Raw genomic sequence first — 17,321 nt, forward strand, 5'->3', positions numbered from 1 at the left:
ACTCCTTCACGATATCTACCAGATGCTGGAAAGTTGCGGCAATTGTGAGGATTTCATGGAGATTCGCCTCTCGCAATTGTAATGATAATAATTATCATTGATATTCTCGATCTCAATTTTTCATGACTTGATATGGATATTTAAAATGAGATCGCAGAAAAATCACATCGCCACTCCCCTGGCCCTGGCCATCGCTGGTTTGCTTAGCCCAGGGGCTTTCGCCGAAGAGGCTGAATTGGATACCGAAACGATGGTGGTTCGGGGAACCGCGGAAGAAGCGCTAAAGCAGCAGCCGGGCGTCTCGATTATCACCGCAGAAGATATTGCTAAAGATCCGCCGGTTAACGATCTGTCTGAAATCATTCGTAAAATGCCCGGCGTTAACCTGACCGGCAACAGCGCTAGCGGCAGCCGCGGCAACAACCGACAGATTGATATTCGCGGCATGGGGCCGGAAAACACGCTGATTCTTATCGATGGTGTGCCCGTCAGTTCGAGAAACTCGGTGCGCTATAGCTGGCGCGGCGAGCGCGATACCCGCGGCGACAGCAACTGGGTTCCGCCGGAAATGGTCGAGCGCATCGAAGTTCTGCGCGGCCCCGCGGCTGCTCGCTATGGATCAGGGGCAGCAGGCGGCGTGGTCAATATCATCACCAGGCGCCCGACCAACGACTGGCATGGCTCACTCTCGCTCTATACCAATCAGCCGGAAAATAATAAAGAAGGTTCCACCAACCGGGCTAACTTTAACCTTAACGGACCGCTGGCCGGGGATGCCCTGACGATGCGTCTGTACGGTAATATCAACAAAACCGAGCCGGATGCCTGGGACATCAATAGCGCGCAAAATGGCTCTTATGCCGCAGGCCGCGAAGGCGTGCGCAATAAAGATATTAACGCCCTGCTGTCATGGAAAGTAACACCGCAGCAGATTGTCGATTTCAGCTATGCCTACAGCCGCCAGGGCAACATCTACGCCGGTGATACGCAGTACAGCAACAGCAACATGAGCCCAAATGGTCTGATCGATACGCTATACGGCCAGGAAACAAACCGCATGTATCGCCAGACCTGGGGCCTGACCTATAACGGTATCTGGGATTGGGGCCAGTCTAAAGCGGGCGTCTATTACGAAAAAACCAACAACACCCGCCTGCAGGAGGGCTCCACCGGCCGCGTAGAGGGGATGATCAATAGCGATGAATACGCCACCAGCCGCCTGGAATCCTGGCGTTCAACCGGCGAACTCAATATTCCATTCAACTGGTTGGCTGAGCAGACGCTTACGCTGGGTATGGAGTGGAATCGCGATGAGTTGAACGATCCGGCGTCGATGCAGGCCACCAGCGTGACCGAAGAAGTCCCCGGCACTTCCGGCAACCCGTCTGAGCGCAGCACGAAAAATAGCGCCACCCTCACCGGTCTCTATCTCGAAGACAATATTGAAGCGACGCCGGGCACCAACATTATCCCCGGACTGCGTTTTGACTATCACAACGATTTCGGCAGCAACTGGAGCCCGAGCCTGAACCTGTCGCAGGATCTGGGCGATATGTTTAAGGTCAAAGCGGGTATTGCCCGGGAATTTAAAGCGCCGAACCTGTACCAGTCCAGCGATGGCTATTTGCTGCGCACGAACGGTAACGGCTGCCCGAATACCATTGGTAACGGTAGCTGCTATTTATTAGGTAACCCGGACCTCGACCCGGAAATCAGCGTCAACAAAGAGATCGGTCTTGAATTTAACTTAAATGGCTACAACGCCGGTATTACCTGGTTCCGTAATGATTACAAAAACAAAATCGTCTCCGGCACCGACGTGTTGGGTACTACCGCCAGCGGAGGAAACATTCTCCAGTGGCAGAACGGCGGTAAGGCGGTCGTCGAAGGTCTTGAAGGGACCCTGCTGGTGCCGGTGATTGCCGATACGCTGAACTGGCGCACCAACGCCACCTATATGATCAAATCGGAAAACAAAGATACCGGCAACCCCCTGTCCGTCATTCCGAAATATACCATCAACACCATGCTCGACTGGCAGGTTAACAGCAAGCTCTCAGCCAACGTGAACTGGACCATGTACGGTCGGCAGAAACCGCGCGAATACGCTGAAATTCGTAACGAGATTGGCGTACTGGCCACCAACGAAGTCGGTTCCTATTCTGTCGTCGGAATTGGCGGTAACTATCAACTGATGAAAGATTTACGCCTGAATGCCGGGATCAGCAACCTGTTCGATAAGCAGCTTTATCGCGAAAACTCGGGCGCGTCGACCTACAACGAACCGGGTCGTGCGTACTACGCTGGCGTCACGCTCTCCTTCTAAACCTCTACGCCCGCATTAGCGGGCGTCTCCCCCTATTCTCTCCACGCCCTTTTCATAGTAGCATCGCGCCTGATCATCTTTGACGAGTACAGAGTAGAGAATGACAACAACAGATCTCGCGCCGAAGGGCGAATTGGTTTTACGCACCCTGGCGATGCCAGCGGACACCAACGCCAACGGCGATATTTTTGGCGGCTGGCTAATGTCGCAAATGGATATCGGCGGCGCCATTATGGCGAAAGAAATTGCCCATGGTCGCGTGGTGACCGTGCGCGTCGACGGCATGACCTTTTTACGTCCGGTCGCGGTCGGTGATGTGGTGTGTTGCTACGCCGACTGCGTGAAACGCGGCAATACATCGGTGACCATCAATATTGAAGTATGGGTAAAGAAAGTGTCGTCTGAGCCAATCGGGCAACGCTACAAGGCAACCGAAGCGCTGTTTATCTACGTTGCGGTGGATAACCAGGGCAAGCCGCGCGCGCTGCCTGCCCAATAATGCAGATAGCCCGGCAACCTTGCCGGGCTATCTGATTACAGGAAACCGAGTAAAGAAAAGAAGAAGTAGCCGATCACGATGGTAATCACCGGCAGCACGTACAGCGGGAAATACTGCACCAGAATAGTATGACGCGGCACCACGACGCGTTCGGCGATCTGCTCGCGCGTCAGCCCTTCCGCCCCCTTGGCCTGTTCAAGAATCAGCTGATCCTCAACCCCCTCACGCAGAAACTTCGCCTGACGGCTCATCCGCGCGCCGGATGCCTGCAGCGCCATCCCGACAAAGATCAGGATATAGATAATCCAGAAGCCGATATTCATGCCGTGCTTAAAGTCCGGGAGCGGCGAGTTGTACCAAAAGAAATTCAGGAACGGCGTATTGAAGCGCATCATTTCGATCATCACATGCGCAAAATCCATCATCACCGCATCAATCCCCGGCTTTTTCTCGCTGTGCTCGTACATAAACTTCAGCACCGAAATCAGCGTCGAGATAACTGCCGGAATAAACACCACCCACCCCAAAATACGTTTAAGTACTGCAATGCGTCCAGCTTGTTGATACGTCATGGGTTCCCCTTGTTAAGACGCTCTAGCCACTCTAAGAACCTATCTCAGGCTATTTCACTTGCCACTTTGGACCAGGGCAGTGCTCAAAATCCTCACGTACTTCATGTACGCTCCGGTTTCTGCGCGCTGTCCGTGTCCAAATTGGCTGCGCCAATAACGCCTGGTGGTATACGCTCTAAGTCTACCTTCGTCGGCGAATTTCGCCCAATAATGCGCGGTATGATATACCATGAGTGCCAATTCGTTATCTACTTACGCTACAGGAGAGGGACTTATGTCAGCCAGGCGACAGATTCATGCCGCAATTTTTGATATGGATGGATTACTGATTGATTCCGAACCGCTATGGGATAAGGCAGAGCTGGAGGTGATTGCAAGCCTCGGAGTGGATATTAGCCGCCGCAGTGAAATGCCCGATATTCTGGGGCTACGCATCGATTTAGTCGTCGATCTGTGGTTTGCCCAGCAGCCGTGGAAAGGCCCGGATCGCGCCGAAGTGACCGCGCGAATTATCAACCGCGCTATCCAACTGGTTGAAGAAGCGCGCCCGCTCCTGCCCGGCGCGCGGGAAGCGGTGGCGATGTGTAAAGCGCAGGGGCTGAAAATCGGCCTGGCCTCAGCATCGCCGCTGCGGATGCTGGAAAAAGTCCTCACCATGTTTGAACTGCGCGACCAGTTTGATGCACTCGCTTCCGCCGAAATGCTGCCGTTCAGCAAACCGCATCCACAGGTTTATCTGAACTGTGCGGAAAAACTTGGCGTCAGCCCGCTGAACTGCGTGGCGCTGGAAGATTCTGTCAACGGCATGATTGCCAGCAAAGCGGCGCGGATGCGCTCTATTGTCGTGCCTGAAGAAGAGAATAGCCGCGATCCTCGCTTTGTGCTGGCCGATGTGAAGCTAACGAGCCTGAAATCCCTCACCCTGACCGACCTGCTCGGTTAAGCCATCCGGTGATAATGGGATGGTATCCCTATCCCATTATCACAAAATTAAAACACCGTTTCATTTTTAATTGTTTTTTCTTCCTCCTCCCTCTATGCTTGTCCTCAATGGCGTTATTTAACGCATGAAATCAGCATACAGAGGTGCATATGGTACTGAACGCCTTTGACCTTACGGGTAAGGTCGCTATCGTAACGGGTTGTGATACCGGGCTCGGCCAGGGCATGACGCTGGGCCTTGCGCAGGCCGGGTGCGATATCGTCGGGGTCAATCGTAGAATTCCCCATGAAACGGCGGAAAAGGTTCAGGCGTTGGGCCGACGCTTCACAGCTATCCAGGCCGATTTGAGTCACCAGGATGAGATTGGCTCGATTGTCACTCAGGCCGTTGCTGCGATGGGCAGAGTCGATATTCTGGTCAACAACGCTGGCACAATCCGCCGCACCGATGCGCTCGATTTTTCAGAAAAAGATTGGGATGACGTCCTGAATCTGAATCTGAAATCGGTCTTTTTTCTTTCGCAAGCGGTCGCCCGGCAGTTTATTCAGCAAGGCGATGGCGGAAAAATCATTAACATCGCCTCAATGCTCTCCTTTCAGGGCGGCATTAGAGTGCCTTCATATACCGCCTCAAAAAGCGGCGTTCTCGGCATTACTCGCCTGATGGCTAATGAATGGGCGGGACATCGCATCAACGTTAACGCCATCGCGCCGGGATATATGGCGACCAACAACACTCAGCAATTACGTGATGATGCCGAGCGCAGTAAAGAGATCCTCGACCGCATTCCTGCCGGGCGCTGGGGCGTTCCGGATGACCTGCAAGGGCCGGTGGTATTCCTCGCCTCTAAGGCAGCAGATTACGTCAGTGGCTATACTCTGGCGGTTGACGGAGGCTGGCTGGCACGTTGATGGTTTTGTGACAAAGAGTTACACCGTCACCTCTTCCGCACACTGTATAAAAACCCTATACTGTATGAATTGACAGTTTAGGGTTTCTTATCATGACGGCGGAAGGTCACCTTCTCTTTTCTATCGCCTGTGCGGTATTTGCGAAAAACGCGGAATTAACCCCCGTTCTGGCCCAGGGGGACTGGTGGCATATTGTCCCTTCCGCAATTTTGACCTGCCTGCTGCCCGACATCGATCACCCTAAGTCATTTCTCGGGCAGCGTTTACGCTGGATTTCAAAACCGATAGCCCGCGCCTTTGGTCATCGCGGCTTCACCCATAGCCTGCTGGTAGTCTTCGGCGCTCTTGCGCTGTTCTCGTTAAAAGTGCCCGATGGCTGGATAATCCCGGCGGACGCTGTCCAGGGGCTGGTGCTGGGCTATCTCAGCCATATCCTTGCCGACATGCTGACTCCTGCGGGGGTGCCGCTGCTTTGGCCATGCCGCTGGCGCTTTCGCTTACCTATCCTCGCACCCCGTAAAGGCAACCAGCTAGAGCGCGCGCTGTGTATGGCACTCTTCATCTATGCGGTGTGGATGCCGCAGACTTTTGCCGATAATAGCGCCGTGCGCTGGTCATCAAGCATGATTAACACGCTGCAAACCACCTTTAATCGATTTATTAGTCACCAGGCAGGACAATAAACAAGCGAATTACCCATTTAGTTATAATCAATTCCATTTGAATATAAGTAACGAATAACGCCTTCTGCTACCCTTGCCGTCATAAGAGTTGGTTATTGACCAACCCGGTAAAAAAGATATCAGGAGAACGGGGATGAATTTTCCATTAATAGCGAACGTTATCGTGTTCGCGGTTTTGCTGTTGGCGCTGGCTCAAACCCGCCACAAACAGTGGAGCCTCGCTAAAAAAGTACTGGTCGGTCTGGTTATCGGCGTTATTTTCGGCCTGGCGCTGCAATTTATCTATGGTTCCGACAGCCAGGTGCTGAAGGATTCTATCCAGTGGTTCAATATCGTCGGTAACGGCTATGTTCAGCTACTGCAAATGATCGTTATGCCGCTGGTCTTCGCCTCTATCCTGAGCGCGGTCGCCCGTCTGCATAACGCTTCACAGCTGGGTAAAATCAGCTTTTTGAGCATTGGCACTCTGCTTTTCACCACGCTGATTGCTGCACTGGTCGGTGTTCTGGTCACCAATCTGTTTGGCCTGACCGCTGAAGGGCTGGTGCAAGGCAGCGCGGAAACCGCTCGTCTTAACGCCATTCAGAGCAACTATGCCGGTAAAGTGGCGGACCTGAGCGTCCCGCAGCTGATCCTCTCTTTCGTACCGAAGAACCCGTTTGCCGATCTGACCGGCGCGAACCCAACGTCGATTATCAGCGTGGTTATCTTTGCGGCCTTCCTGGGCGTCGCGGCGCTGAAGTTGCTGAAAGATGACGTCGCCAAAGGCCAGCGCGTGCTCACCGCCATCGACACGCTGCAAAGCTGGGTTATGAAGTTAGTGCGTCTGGTTATGCAGTTAACGCCGTATGGCGTGCTGGCGCTGATGACCAAAGTGGTTGCTGGCTCTAACTTGCAGGACATCATCAAGCTCGGCAGCTTCGTTATCGCCTCCTATCTCGGCCTGGGCATTATGTTCGTGGTGCATGGCCTGCTGCTGGCAGTGAACGGCGTGAGCCCGCTGAAGTACTTCCGCAAAGTGTGGCCGGTGCTGACCTTCGCCTTCACCAGTCGTTCCAGCGCAGCGTCTATTCCGCTGAACGTCGAAGCGCAAACCCGCCGACTGGGGGTACCAGAATCTATCGCCAGCTTCTCAGCATCATTCGGCGCGACCATTGGTCAGAACGGTTGTGCGGGTCTTTACCCGGCAATGTTGGCAGTCATGGTCGCTCCGACCGTCGGTATCAACCCGTTCGATCCGCTATGGATTGCCACCCTGGTGGGCATTGTCACCGTCAGTTCCGCAGGCGTTGCGGGCGTTGGCGGCGGCGCAACCTTTGCTGCGCTGATCGTTCTGCCGGCAATGGGTCTGCCGGTGACGCTGGTGGCGCTGTTAATTTCAGTTGAACCACTGATTGATATGGGTCGTACCGCGCTGAACGTCAGCGGTTCAATGACCGCCGGTACCCTGACCAGCCAGTGGCTGCGTCAAACCGACAAAACCATTCTTGATAGCGAAGAGGATGCCGAACTGGCCCACCGCTAATCTGAGAGGGCCATAAAGCCTTCAGAGATAAAAAAACCGCTGATGACCTCAGCGGTTTTTTTGTTTTAGCGCGCGCCCTCAGGCATCTATCTCGCCTTCCTGCCTCATCTGCTCCGCCCAGCGCTGCGCCGCTTCCGGCACGTTAAACGGCGGTGAACGGCGAAAATGTTCGTCCACCAGTACAAAGGCGACGTACTTATTGCGCAGCACCCAGACATCGCGATAACCGTCCATTTTGACGGCGTGTTCCGGCGGCGCTGGCTCCACTCGAGGCACGTAGCTAATGACCTGACGATTTTGTTGGCGATGTGGTTTCATCACAAATAGATTCACTAAACAAAGCGGGAAACATAAACCCCTATCATAGCTGAAAGCGCCCCCTTTCGTCGCCCCCTGCTTATTATCCTTAAAAGGTAAAAGTCCTGGAATAAAATCTGCAGGAACAGATGTTCTATAGTTAGAAGGGTTTTGGTTCAGCAACGACCATTTTCAGTAATGAAAACAGGAGCGAGCAATGTCAGAGAAACACCATAAACCACAAACCCACCAGTCACCGGTTCACGATGACCGGGAAGCGAAACCTGGTCTCGATTCTTTAGCACCCAGTGACCAGAACTGGCGACCCACACCGCACCCCACCGCTCCGGGTGAAGAGCCGACCGCGCCTGGCAGTATAAAAGCCCCGGATACGCATAGCGATAAGCTTGACGCGCTGGATAATCATCGTAAAGACGGCGAGGATTTTGCGCTCACCACCAACCAGGGCGTACGTATCGCTGACGATCAAAACTCGCTGCGTGCGGGCAAACGTGGCCCCACGCTGCTGGAAGATTTCATCCTGCGCGAGAAAATTACCCATTTTGACCATGAACGCATCCCCGAGAGGATCGTCCACGCCCGAGGCTCCGCAGCGCACGGCTACTTTCAGCCCTATAGCAACCTGAGCGACATCACCAAAGCCGATTTTCTCTCCGACCCGGAGAAGAAAACCCCGGTGTTCGTGCGCTTTTCTACTGTCCAGGGCGGTGCAGGGTCCGCCGATACGGTGCGCGACATCCGCGGTTTCGCCACCAAGTTCTATACCGACGAGGGCATTTTTGATCTGGTCGGCAATAACACCCCCATCTTCTTTATCCAGGACGCGCTCAAATTCCCTGATTTCGTCCATGCGGTAAAACCGGAACCTCATTGGGCCGTCCCGCAAGGGCAAAGTGCACATGACACCTTTTGGGACTACGTATCACTACAGCCAGAAACGCTGCACAACGTAATGTGGGCGATGTCCGATCGCGGTTTACCCCGTAGCTATCGCACGATGGAAGGGTTCGGTATCCATACCTTCCGCCTGATAAATGCCGAAGGCAAAGCAACCTTTGTACGTTTTCACTGGAAACCAGTAGCGGGCAAGGCCTCTCTGGTGTGGGATGAGTCGCAGAAGCTGACAGGTCGCGATCCTGATTTCCATCGTCGTGATTTATGGGAAGCCATTGAAGCGGGAGATTTCCCCGAGTATGAACTGGGGCTACAGCTCATCCCCGAGGAGGATGAGTTTGCCTATGACTTCGATCTGCTGGACCCCACCAAGCTTATCCCGGAAGCGCTGGTCCCTGTTCAACGGGTCGGGAAAATGGTCCTCAATCGCAACCCGGATAATTTCTTTGCCGAAAATGAACAGGCTGCGTTTCATCCCGGGCACATCGTGCCGGGGATAGATTTCAGCAACGATCCGCTGCTGCAGGGCCGTTTATTTTCCTATACCGATACGCAGATTAGCCGTCTTGGCGGACCTAATTTCCATGAGATTCCTATTAATAAGCCCACCTGCCCGTATCATAATTTCCAGCGCGACGGTATGCATCGCATGGATATTGATACCAACCCGGCAAACTATGAACCTAACTCAATCAACGATAACTGGCCCCGCGAGACGCCGCCTGCCGCTAAGCGCGGAGGATTCGAATCCTACGCCGAGCGGGTAGACGGCGAAAAAATTCGCCAGCGCAGCCCGTCGTTCGGCGAATACTACTCTCAGCCTCTTCTGTTCTGGCGCAGCCAGACGCCACTTGAGCAGCAGCATATTATCGACGCTTTTAGTTTTGAGCTGAGCAAAGTCGTCAGAGAGTGGATCCGCGAGAGGGTTGTCGATCAACTGGCGCATATCGACCTGCAGCTGGCTCAGGCTGTGGGTAAAAATCTCGGTATCGAACTCACTGACGACCAGCGCAGCATCACGCCGCCGCCGGATGTTAATGGCCTGAAAAAGGACCCTACCCTGAGCTTGTACGCTATTCCCAGTGGAGACGTGAAGGGTCGCGTGGTGGCGGTGTTACTTAACGATCGTCCGGTCGCCAAGGAGCTGTTGGTGCTGCTGAAAGCGCTCAAGGCAAAGGGAGTGCATGCCAAACTACTCTATTCCCGTATGGGTGAGGTGAAGGCCGACGATGGTACCACTCTGCCGGTTGCCGGGACTTTTGCCGGGTCGCCTTCATTAACCGTAGATGCGGTCATCGTTCCCGGCGGCGATCTGCAAAGCCTGAGCAACAACGGTGATTTCCACTATTACCTGCTGGAAGGCTATAAACATCTGAAGCCGATTCTGCTGGCAGGTGATGCCAGACCGTGTAAAACGTCGCTTCAGGTCGCCAGTCAGGGCGAAGAAGGGATTGTTGAAACGGACGCGATAGATGGCAAATCCATGGATGAACTGATTACCCTGATGGCGGCACATCGGGTGTGGTCAAGAAGCGCTAAAATCGCCGCAATTCCTGCATAAAAAACAAGGCCCAGCATAAATGCCGGGCCTCTTTACCTGTCATACGTCGCGATAGGTTCCGAGCCGATAGCCGCGTTCGGCTATCGCGTACTTCAGCGAATCAGATGTCAGCACGTCCAGCTCGGTCAGACGCGGGTAACAATAAGCGCTGCCCATAATGGTGTTATCGACAAAAGCCGGGTGGCACATCACTTCCAGCGACTTTTCGTCACGCTGGATGGATGCTTCCAGAGTTTGCAGAAACAACCCTTCACAAACGGCTTCACCATAAAATTCACTGGCAAATCCCTCGCTGCTGCGCGCTGCATCCTGCTCCAGTCCGGAAAGGGTCGCTAGCTGGCGATCGATACGCATCGCCACGCCCTTCTCACGTGCAAACGCCGCCACGATGGGGTAGATCTGCGCAATCATATGCACGTGGTGATGGCTATCAATATGCGTCGGCTCATAGCCAAACAGCTCGACAAACCGGCGATACTGGCACTCCAGCTCGTGGGCGATTTCATCCAGCGGCAGGCTATCCTCTTCCGCCATCTGCCAAATCCACTTACCCAGACGCCCTTCGCGGGTTAAGCCCGGCATCGCTGACAACGGTTCGCCCAGCGTCAGGACAAAGTGCATTCCGACCGCCAGTTCCGGCACACAGCGGCTGAGCTGGGCGGCGTGGCTAATCGCCGCGCCGTTGACCAGTGCCGTCGTGGAGGTTACCAGACCATTTTTGCAAGCTTCGACAATACCGTAGTTTTGCCCCTTGCTGAGGCCAAAATCATCGGCATTCACGATCAACACGCGTTCCATGAGCCGCTCCCTTTACTGTTTCAGTTTTTCGATAGTCGCCGCAAAGTTTGGCAGCCATTGCTCGTGCGCGAGGATCATCTCCCGTGCCAGCTTTTCGGCATCACGATCGGAGTGGATCAGCGGGCTCAGGTTAAGTGCCAGCAGGACATCATCCAGCTTGCCGCTGATTGCCGCTTCGCTGGCCGCCACTTCAAAACCCTTAATGGTGTAAATCAGCCCCAGCACTTTCTCATCGAAATGCGTGATGCGCGGTGTCGGTTTCGCGCCATCACGGCCCAACGTGCAGGTCATTTCCACCGCCCAGTCGGCCGGGATGTTATCAATGTGGCCATGATGCGGCACGTTCACGTAGTGCTCGGCCTGCTTATCATTGTAGATGGCGTTGATCACTTCACAGGCTGCGTCTGAGTAGTATGCCCCGCCGCGCTGCTCCAGCTCTTTCGGTTTGATGTTCAGATCCGGATTTTTATACAGCTCGAACAGCTGTTTCTCAACTTTCTGCACCACCTGTGCGCGCGCACCGCCTTTATAGTACTCACCCATTTCAATCGCCAGCATCTCTTTTGGCTTGAAGTAGTAGAGTAGATAGGAGCACGGAATCAGGCGCAGTGAGCGAATCAGCCCTTCGCTAAACGGCAAATCAAAGATATTTTTCACTGAGTTTGCGGTCAGGCGACCGGAAGCCACGCCGTCCAGCAGTTCGTCAAAGCGCGAAACGCCGTTAACCAGCACGTCGCGGACAAACACCAGATGATTCAGACCAAACAGATCGATGTTCAGCTCATCGCTCGGGCTCAGCTTCAGCACGTCGGTGATAAACATCTTCATGCCGATTGGAATATTGCACACGCCGATAAAGCGCTTAAAGCCGGTGTGGCGATAGACCGCTTCGGTCACCATACCTGCCGGGTTGGTAAAGTTAATCACCCAGGCGTTAGGGCAGACTTCCTGCACATCCTTTACGATGTCAAAAATGACCGGAATAGTGCGCAGGCCTTTAAACAGACCGCCCGCCCCGTTGGTTTCCTGGCCTAAATAACCATGGCTCAGCGGAATGCGTTCGTCTTTCTCACGCGCCTTCAGTTGGCCAACGCGCAGTTGGGTGGTCACGAAATCCGCCCCTTCCAGCGCCGCGCGGCGATCGAGGGTTTTATAGACTTTCATCGGCACGCCGGCTTTTTCCACCATGCGCTGGCACAGGGCGTGGATAATATCGAGCTTTTCCTGCCCTTCTGCGACGTCCACCAGCCACAGTTCGGTAATTGGCAGTTCATGATAACGTTTCAGGAACCCTTCCAGTAATTCCGGGGTATAGCTGCTGCCGCCACCGATAGTCACGACTTTCAATTTCTGGCTCATTATTTTCTCCCTTGTGGACTACGCATATACGTACCCCACTCTCCGTTTAAATACGGACAGTTAACTTGAATATTTAGACCGCGCGGAATATTCCGCGCCCGCTTAATTAATACTGGTGAGGTGTTTCCGATAGCTGCTGGGGGTAAATGAAGTCAGCTTTTTGAATGTTTTAATAAACAAACTTGGGCTACTGTACCCCGACTCATAGGCAATATCGGTCACCGAGTAGTTGGTTATCTCTAACTGTTTCTTGGCGAAGTTGATACGAATATCATTAATTATCTGCATCGGCGTTTTTGCATAATAACGTTGGGTCGCTCGGGTTAAGTACTCCTGAGTTTTTCCGGAGAGCTCAACCATATTTTCCAGTGCGCACTCGCCAAACTTAAGATTATCGTGCATCCCCTCGACGGCATTTTTCAACCATTGCGGAATCACATCTTCCACGGGTTCCTCGCGGTAATGCCGTAAACGATTAAGGGTGTAAAACGAGACCAGTTCGATAAATTCGTCAAATTCAGTTTCGCGAAAATTCAGCGATGCAATAACCGACTCAATGTAACTGAGAAAAGTACTTTTGACGCCGTAGACCTGAGAAGCAACCACACCAAACGGTATCAGCGGCAGATAGTGTTTCTCAAAGAAACTTTTGCTAATGCCGACGTTAAGAATGCGTGTCGCGCCAAATTCATAAAAACTCTGGTGATGCGACCCCATCGGGATGAAGACAAAATCCCCGCGCTCCAGCAGCACCCGCTTACCATTAATGACCTGATAATAGCGGCCGGTTAAAACGATGGTGTACTCGTAATAATCATGCTGGTGAAGCCCGCTCACGCTTTCCGTTTTGTTATAAATGACCACATGAAAGTTTTTGCCGTTGAACAGTTGTTGCTCCCGGGCGGTACTGATTTCAGTGGTCATCATCTTTGGTTGCCTCATCGTGTCGATGACCTATTGTACCTTCTCGTGCAGCTCAATCAATTCGGCAACCAACTCACGAGCCAGCATTGAGGTCATTAGATGATCCTGCGCATGAACCAGCACCAGGCTCACCTTCACTTTACCTTCACCCTCATCGCTCTCGATCAGCTGCGTCTGTACAAGATGCGCTTCGCTCAGCGCCACCCTTGACTGCTCCATCATGGTTTTCGCTGCATCGAAGTCACCCTTTTTCGCCTGCTTCAGTGCGGCATAGGCCAGACTGCGTGCTTGCCCGGAGTTGATAATCAGCCCCATAACCACCTCTTCGAGGTCGTTTATCGGCGTGTCTTCTGCTGCGATATTATCCAGATCAAACATACTCATTCCCTCGTTGCTCAGGCGGTACGGGAAACCTCCCGCACCGCTCGATATTAGAATTTCAGTGCGTTAGCGATATCTTCTTCGCTCTCTTCCTGCTCAATGACGCCCTGCGCTTTGTTGGAAATTATCACAAACGGCAGGTAGACCAGCGTGGCTATACCCAGGTTGAAAAGTGCGAGTAACAGTGCAGCAACGCTGCCGTTAGTGTTAAAGAAGGCACCTAAACCGGTCGGCATGGTCCACGGCGCGATGTTGGTAATCGGCGGGATGATACCCAGGGTGTAAGCGGTCATGGTGATAGCCGCCAGCAGAGGCTGAATCAGAATGAACGGGATAAACATCACCGGGTTCATAATAATCGGCAGACCGAACAGGATTGGCTCGTTAATCTGGAAGATGCCTGACGGCAGCGCCAGCTTCGCAACCTGACGATGATCCTCACGACGTGAAGCGATGAAGATAGCGATGATTAAGCCCAGGGTCGCACCGGTACCGCCAAGGAAGATGTAGGAATCAAGCATCGGCTTGGCCCACATATGGAAACTCTTACCTGCTGCCAGCGCGGCTTCGACAGAACCGTACTGCTGGTAGGTGGCGATGTTTTCCAGCGCCCACGGCGTCATGATTCCGCTATCCAGCGCCGACAGCGCCAGCGAACCGTGTACACCGAAGAACCACAGCAGCGAGGTGAAAATCACATACGCCCAGCCAACGACGGCACCCATTGAGGCCAGCGGCGTGGAGATGGTATCCATGATGATCTGGTGGAAGTTAGTGCCCCAGTGGGTCAGCGCCCAGGAGATAATCCCCATGATCGACAGGATAATAAAGGCAGGAATGACCGCCGAGAATGAGCGGGAAACCGAAGCCGGTACGCTGGACGGCAGCGTAATCACCCAATTACGATGAACGATGAAGGTGAACATCTCGGCAACGATCAGGCCGATCACGATACCCGAAATAATATTAGCGCCGCCTAACCAGTTAGCACCAACGGCGTAGGCTTCACCCACGCTATAAGGCGTAACGGTCATAAATGCCGCGACGGCCAGTAAGCCTGCCGCCATCGGGTCCACTTTACGCTCTTCAGCTAACGCGGAACCGATAAAGAAAGGCGCCATCAACGACATAATACCCAGCGTACCGTTATAAACGTTACCGCCGATAGCTTTAAAACCGTTGAGGGTTTCAATTGTAGAAGCATCCAGACGAATGCCCATTGAATAAAAGAAAGAGCCGTCGCCAAAGCTCAGAAATACGTTGTTAATTAGAACAAACATTGCCCCAGCTAGCGTCAATGGCATTAACTTAATAAAGCCGTTCTTAATTGCATTGACGTGAGGTTGTCTTCCTATTCTGACCGCAAAAGGAAGGAGTACCTTTTCAAGCGAATCAATCACTTTACTCATAATAAATACCCTTTAAGGCCGTAATATAATTATTACGGCGATGATGGATGAAATTACTCTTTGACGGGAAAATAAACTCTCGATACTCCGGACAGCAAAGTGGCTAAAACTACCCCTACGAAGTTGTTAGCATTGCTATCCGAAATATGTCGAGTTTTAAAATAAAATTATTGTGCAGCAGCTTTCTTAATGGCCGCAACGGCCGCTTTCAGTACACCTAAACCATCGATCTTACCGTATAATACAGAGTCAATCACTTCTACTGGCTTGTTTGGCAGCAGACGCTGAATATCTGGCAGCATATAGGAAATTTGTGGGCCTAATAATACGACATCGGCATCAGGGCCTTTTTCACCGGCCAGCGTTTCCGGAAATGCTTCAATAATAACCGGCACTTCATACTTCTCAGCCTGTGCCCGCATTTTAGACACCAGCAGAGATGTAGACATCCCAGCAGAACAGAACAGGTAGATATGTTTCTTTTCCATGAACGCTTCCTCAATGTGTGTGACCTGCGCTCTCTGCATCCTGATGCCTGAGAGCCGGGTAAGACATGTTTTCTTTCAATTAGTATTGTTTATGCATTGAGTATACGGCATCACCTGGCAGCAGGATAATTCCTCCTTGAGCAAAATTGTCTCTCATTGACCTTGCGTTTTGACTACCCTCACATTTCCCTCAAATAATTCGCGCAATTAAATAAGCATGACAAATCATAAAAAAGCCCGACCACTGGTCGGGCTTACGTAGAAATCAGCAATACGGCGGTATCTTACTTGCTGTTGCGCGGATCCGTGTCGTACTCTGCGCAGGTCTGATAGCCAGAATTGATAACGTGTCCCGTATCGTCTAAGGCAACAAAATAGGTTTCAATTTTACCATCGCGTTGACCCAGGATGTATGTCTGGCAGGTACCACGCGCATGAATCATGGTGACTTCAGATGAAGGTTTACCGGCAATTTGCGTTACCTGAGCACGAGTCATACCTTTTTTAACGTCTTTAACCACCGGCTGCGTGAACTGATCTTTGGTACGGTCATAGGCCGTACACCCTGCCAGCATGGTCAATACTGCTGCTGCGCCCAGAAATCCTGCAAAATTCTTGTTCATATACCATCCTCTTTTTTTTGGCGTGTTAATAAGCCTGGAATAAATATCGTTATTTTTCAAGCCGAAGGTGGAAATGAGCAAAAATTAAGAGCTTTCCAATAATAAAAGCTATGTCCTTGAGGTTGCATGCTTTTGCGTCACTCAAAACTGTGATCCTTGTCGTTTTACCGTCAAAGAGGTAGCTTAAACCCTTGCTGATTGCCAAACAGATTCACTTCCCGGAGGGCGCGATGACGCTACAACAAGAAATTATTCAGGCGCTGGGCGCAAAACCCCAGATCGATGTCGAAGGCGAGATACGCCGCAGCGTAGACTTTCTCAAGTCTTACCTGCAAACGTATCCTTTTATAAAATCACTGGTTCTTGGCATCAGCGGCGGACAGGACTCAACGCTGACCGGCAAACTGTGCCAGTTGGCCATCAACGAGCTGCGTGCCGAAACGGGCGATAGCAGCTTGCAATTTATTGCCGTCCGTTTGCCCTACGGCGTGCAGGCGGATGAGCAGGATTGCCAGGATGCCATCGCCTTTATTCAGCCGGATCGCGTATTAACGGTCAATATTAAAGGCGCTGTGCTGGCCAGCGAACAGGCACTGCGTGAAACGGGCATCGAACTTAGCGACTTTGTTCGCGGCAATGAAAAAGCCCGTGAACGTATGAAGGCGCAGTACAGTATTGCGGGGATGACCAACGGCGTGGTGGTCGGGACCGACCATGCTGCGGAAGCGATTACTGGATTCTTCACCAAATACGGTGATGGTGGTACCGACATTAACCCCATTTTCCGTCTCAACAAACGTCAGGGCAAACAGCTGCTGGCGCAGTTAGGCTGCCCGGAACATCTGTATAAAAAGCTGCCGACAGCCGATCTTGAAGACGATCGCCCCTCCCTGCCGGACGAAGTGGCGCTGGGCGTGACCTACGACAACATTGACGACTATCTGGAAGGCAAAACATTGGACGAGAAAATCGCCAAAACCATCGAAGGCTGGTATCTCAAAACCGAACATAAACGTCGGCCGCCGATTACCGTATTCGACGACTTCTGGAAAAAGTAACGCCCCTCTCCTTTCACCCCGGCTCAGGTCGGGGTTGTTTTTTACCCTT

The 17,321-nt window shown here is 52.6% G+C and carries 17 protein-coding genes and 1 pseudogene; 8 read left to right on the top strand and 10 right to left on the bottom strand.

The features are described from left to right. The first annotated feature begins 145 nt into the window (after positions 1-145). Positions 146-2,326, top strand: a complete 2,181-nt coding sequence (locus tag AC07P6_RS17955; RefSeq protein ID WP_478314018.1) for a TonB-dependent siderophore receptor — start codon at positions 146-148, stop codon at positions 2,324-2,326. A gap of 100 nt (positions 2,327-2,426) precedes the next feature. Next, positions 2,427-2,825 carry an acyl-CoA thioester hydrolase YciA gene (gene yciA, locus AC07P6_RS17960; RefSeq protein ID WP_478314020.1) on the top strand — a complete coding sequence of 133 codons (399 nt, stop codon included), beginning with the start codon at positions 2,427-2,429 and terminating at the stop codon, positions 2,823-2,825. A gap of 35 nt (positions 2,826-2,860) precedes the next feature. Here the strand turns inward: yciA and AC07P6_RS17965 are convergent, their stop codons facing one another. Beyond that, complete coding sequence (locus AC07P6_RS17965) at positions 2,861-3,397, bottom strand: YniB family protein (RefSeq protein ID WP_434659132.1); 537 nt, start codon at positions 3,395-3,397, stop codon at positions 2,861-2,863. A 274-nt stretch (positions 3,398-3,671) separates the two neighbouring features. Between AC07P6_RS17965 and hxpB the strand changes: the two genes are divergently transcribed. The 4 genes from hxpB to AC07P6_RS17985 all read left to right on the top strand — a co-directional run bounded on the left by hxpB (position 3,672) and on the right by AC07P6_RS17985 (position 7,459). Beyond that, positions 3,672-4,340: a hexitol phosphatase HxpB gene (gene hxpB, locus AC07P6_RS17970; protein WP_182238112.1), complete on the top strand. Its 669-nt coding sequence runs from the start codon at positions 3,672-3,674 to the stop codon at positions 4,338-4,340. 149 nt (positions 4,341-4,489) lie between these two features. Next, positions 4,490-5,251, top strand: a complete 762-nt coding sequence (gene kduD / locus AC07P6_RS17975) for a 2-dehydro-3-deoxy-D-gluconate 5-dehydrogenase KduD (protein ID WP_181482574.1) — start codon at positions 4,490-4,492, stop codon at positions 5,249-5,251. Positions 5,252-5,343: 92 nt separating this feature from the next. After that, the gene (locus tag AC07P6_RS17980) at positions 5,344-5,934 is read left to right on the top strand and encodes a metal-dependent hydrolase (RefSeq protein ID WP_112216774.1); all 591 of its coding nucleotides are present in this window, start codon (positions 5,344-5,346) and stop codon (positions 5,932-5,934) included. A 133-nt stretch (positions 5,935-6,067) separates the two neighbouring features. Continuing rightward, positions 6,068-7,459, top strand: coding sequence for an L-cystine transporter (locus AC07P6_RS17985; protein ID WP_142514219.1), 1,392 nt, complete (start codon positions 6,068-6,070; stop codon positions 7,457-7,459). Positions 7,460-7,537: 78 nt separating this feature from the next. On the opposite strand, the gene cedA is transcribed toward AC07P6_RS17985, so the two are convergent. Continuing rightward, positions 7,538-7,777 carry a cell division activator CedA gene (gene cedA, locus AC07P6_RS17990; protein WP_249421912.1) on the bottom strand — a complete coding sequence of 80 codons (240 nt, stop codon included), beginning with the start codon at positions 7,775-7,777 and terminating at the stop codon, positions 7,538-7,540. A 196-nt stretch (positions 7,778-7,973) separates the two neighbouring features. Between cedA and katE the strand changes: the two genes are divergently transcribed. After that, positions 7,974-10,232: a catalase HPII gene (katE, locus tag AC07P6_RS17995; protein WP_478314022.1), complete on the top strand. Its 2,259-nt coding sequence runs from the start codon at positions 7,974-7,976 to the stop codon at positions 10,230-10,232. Between the two features lie 39 nt (positions 10,233-10,271). On the opposite strand, the gene chbG is transcribed toward katE, so the two are convergent. The 8 genes and pseudogenes from chbG to osmE form a co-directional block, all read right to left on the bottom strand. Next, entirely contained in the window at positions 10,272-11,030 is a 759-nt protein-coding gene (chbG, locus tag AC07P6_RS18000) for a chitin disaccharide deacetylase (protein WP_182238108.1), read from the bottom strand. Between the two features lie 12 nt (positions 11,031-11,042). Next, positions 11,043-12,389: a 6-phospho-beta-glucosidase gene (locus AC07P6_RS18005; RefSeq protein WP_112216771.1), complete on the bottom strand. Its 1,347-nt coding sequence runs from the start codon at positions 12,387-12,389 to the stop codon at positions 11,043-11,045. Positions 12,390-12,491: 102 nt separating this feature from the next. Then, a complete protein-coding gene (gene chbR, locus AC07P6_RS18010) occupies positions 12,492-13,316 on the bottom strand; it encodes a transcriptional regulator ChbR (RefSeq protein ID WP_112216770.1) in 825 nt (274 codons plus the stop codon). A gap of 27 nt (positions 13,317-13,343) precedes the next feature. Next, positions 13,344-13,691, bottom strand: a complete 348-nt coding sequence (gene chbA / locus AC07P6_RS18015; protein ID WP_110273657.1) for a PTS N,N'-diacetylchitobiose transporter subunit IIA — start codon at positions 13,689-13,691, stop codon at positions 13,344-13,346. Positions 13,692-13,744: 53 nt separating this feature from the next. After that, positions 13,745-15,103 (bottom strand): PTS N,N'-diacetylchitobiose transporter subunit IIC, encoded by a 1,359-nt coding sequence (gene chbC, locus AC07P6_RS18020; RefSeq protein WP_304258461.1) that lies wholly within the window; start codon positions 15,101-15,103, stop codon positions 13,745-13,747. A gap of 12 nt (positions 15,104-15,115) precedes the next feature. Next, a pseudogene (locus tag AC07P6_RS18025) lies at positions 15,116-15,193 on the bottom strand (hypothetical protein); the annotation flags it as partial. A gap of 77 nt (positions 15,194-15,270) precedes the next feature. Further along, on the bottom strand, positions 15,271-15,591 hold the full coding sequence (gene chbB, locus AC07P6_RS18030; protein WP_004101340.1) for a PTS N,N'-diacetylchitobiose transporter subunit IIB: 321 nt from the start codon (positions 15,589-15,591) through the stop codon (positions 15,271-15,273). Positions 15,592-15,875: 284 nt separating this feature from the next. Then, a complete protein-coding gene (gene osmE / locus AC07P6_RS18035; protein WP_110273541.1) occupies positions 15,876-16,214 on the bottom strand; it encodes an osmotically-inducible lipoprotein OsmE in 339 nt (112 codons plus the stop codon). A 230-nt stretch (positions 16,215-16,444) separates the two neighbouring features. On the opposite strand from osmE, the gene nadE reads away from it, so the two are divergent. Continuing rightward, positions 16,445-17,272, top strand: coding sequence for an ammonia-dependent NAD(+) synthetase (gene nadE, locus AC07P6_RS18040; RefSeq protein ID WP_478314024.1), 828 nt, complete (start codon positions 16,445-16,447; stop codon positions 17,270-17,272). The last annotated feature ends 49 nt before the right edge of the window (positions 17,273-17,321 follow it).

The organism is Klebsiella sp. GFKo11, assembly GCF_056490265.1.

What these genes read in the sequence shown, in the direction of transcription:
- AC07P6_RS17955 (WP_478314018.1), top strand. Translation starts at nt 146, where the DNA reads ATGAGATCGCAGAAAAATCACATCGCCACTCCCCTGGCCCTGGCCATC.
- yciA (WP_478314020.1), top strand. Translation starts at nt 2,427, where the DNA reads ATGACAACAACAGATCTCGCGCCGAAGGGCGAATTGGTTTTACGCACC.
- AC07P6_RS17965 (WP_434659132.1), bottom strand. Translation starts at nt 3,397, where the DNA reads ATGACGTATCAACAAGCTGGACGCATTGCAGTACTTAAACGTATTTTG.
- hxpB (WP_182238112.1), top strand. Translation starts at nt 3,672, where the DNA reads ATGTCAGCCAGGCGACAGATTCATGCCGCAATTTTTGATATGGATGGA.
- kduD (WP_181482574.1), top strand. Translation starts at nt 4,490, where the DNA reads ATGGTACTGAACGCCTTTGACCTTACGGGTAAGGTCGCTATCGTAACG.
- AC07P6_RS17980 (WP_112216774.1), top strand. Translation starts at nt 5,344, where the DNA reads ATGACGGCGGAAGGTCACCTTCTCTTTTCTATCGCCTGTGCGGTATTT.
- AC07P6_RS17985 (WP_142514219.1), top strand. Translation starts at nt 6,068, where the DNA reads ATGAATTTTCCATTAATAGCGAACGTTATCGTGTTCGCGGTTTTGCTG.
- cedA (WP_249421912.1), bottom strand. Translation starts at nt 7,777, where the DNA reads ATGAAACCACATCGCCAACAAAATCGTCAGGTCATTAGCTACGTGCCT.
- katE (WP_478314022.1), top strand. Translation starts at nt 7,974, where the DNA reads ATGTCAGAGAAACACCATAAACCACAAACCCACCAGTCACCGGTTCAC.
- chbG (WP_182238108.1), bottom strand. Translation starts at nt 11,030, where the DNA reads ATGGAACGCGTGTTGATCGTGAATGCCGATGATTTTGGCCTCAGCAAG.
- AC07P6_RS18005 (WP_112216771.1), bottom strand. Translation starts at nt 12,389, where the DNA reads ATGAGCCAGAAATTGAAAGTCGTGACTATCGGTGGCGGCAGCAGCTAT.
- chbR (WP_112216770.1), bottom strand. Translation starts at nt 13,316, where the DNA reads ATGATGACCACTGAAATCAGTACCGCCCGGGAGCAACAACTGTTCAAC.
- chbA (WP_110273657.1), bottom strand. Translation starts at nt 13,691, where the DNA reads ATGTTTGATCTGGATAATATCGCAGCAGAAGACACGCCGATAAACGAC.
- chbC (WP_304258461.1), bottom strand. Translation starts at nt 15,103, where the DNA reads ATGAGTAAAGTGATTGATTCGCTTGAAAAGGTACTCCTTCCTTTTGCG.
- chbB (WP_004101340.1), bottom strand. Translation starts at nt 15,591, where the DNA reads ATGGAAAAGAAACATATCTACCTGTTCTGTTCTGCTGGGATGTCTACA.
- osmE (WP_110273541.1), bottom strand. Translation starts at nt 16,214, where the DNA reads ATGAACAAGAATTTTGCAGGATTTCTGGGCGCAGCAGCAGTATTGACC.
- nadE (WP_478314024.1), top strand. Translation starts at nt 16,445, where the DNA reads ATGACGCTACAACAAGAAATTATTCAGGCGCTGGGCGCAAAACCCCAG.